The sequence below is a fragment of the Borrelia persica No12 genome, from assembly GCF_000500045.1.
Lineage (GTDB): Bacteria > Spirochaetota > Spirochaetia > Borreliales > Borreliaceae > Borrelia > Borrelia persica.
This window is the reverse complement of sequence record NZ_AYOT01000035.1, coordinates 1-731: the sequence shown is the minus strand read 5'-3', so window position 1 is coordinate 731 and position 731 is coordinate 1. Positions and strand designations below refer to the sequence as shown.

Genomic DNA, 731 nt, shown 5'->3' with positions numbered 1-731 from the left:
GATAAATATAAAGATAGTCCACTGAGATTATTTGGATGTTTATCTCGAGAAAAAGAATTACAGTTTTTGTTTAAATCAACGTAAAAAAGGTCCCCAATTGGGGACCCTGCTTTAATTTATATTTTTAAGTTTTGAATATTGTTTGTAAACTGATTTAGCAATAGGTTTAGTGATCTTGATATAATCTTGAAATAACTTAATATTGTGCTGTAAAGCTTTAATAGAATGTTCGGATTTAAGAAGGCTTGTATCAAAGAAAGTAAAATCTGGGTAATTTAGATCATTAACTTTTTTCTTAGTCTTAACTAGGAAAGATTGTAAGTACATAACATAACCAGAAAGTTTAGCTTCATACTCACTTAAATCAGTRATGTTATTGSTRTTTGGAGATATGGGTTCTTCTATTAATGTTGCAATAGTTGTACAACTGATAAGAAAAAATAGTGTTAGTAAATATTTAAGTTTGTTCATTTAACTTTCCTTTAATATTTTGATATAAGCATTCATAATCTTATTTCTCTTTGATCGTAAAGCCGATATATGTTTTTTATTGACTTCACTGTCTTTTGAATTTTCTATTATTTCAATATTAATCTTTAGAATGTCTTCAATTTCAGATAGAATTTTCATTGCTTCATGACGTTCCATTTTAGTTATATTGTCTGTATAAATAGAATAGAAATAATTAACGACTTTATTGAAGATATTAAGATAATCAGAAGTGTTATGTT

Annotated in this window: 2 protein-coding genes; both read right to left on the bottom strand. The window is 26.0% G+C overall.

The genetic code is table 11. The features are described from left to right. Positions 1-111 precede the first annotated feature (111 nt). The gene (locus U881_RS0100660; RefSeq protein ID WP_024652942.1) at positions 112-471 is read right to left on the bottom strand and encodes a BBA14 family lipoprotein; all 360 of its coding nucleotides are present in this window, start codon (positions 469-471) and stop codon (positions 112-114) included. Then, positions 472-731, bottom strand: a 260-nt coding sequence (locus U881_RS0100655) for a BlyB family putative holin accessory protein (RefSeq protein WP_024652941.1), incomplete at its 5' end; no start/stop codon positions are given. It abuts the gene before it with no gap.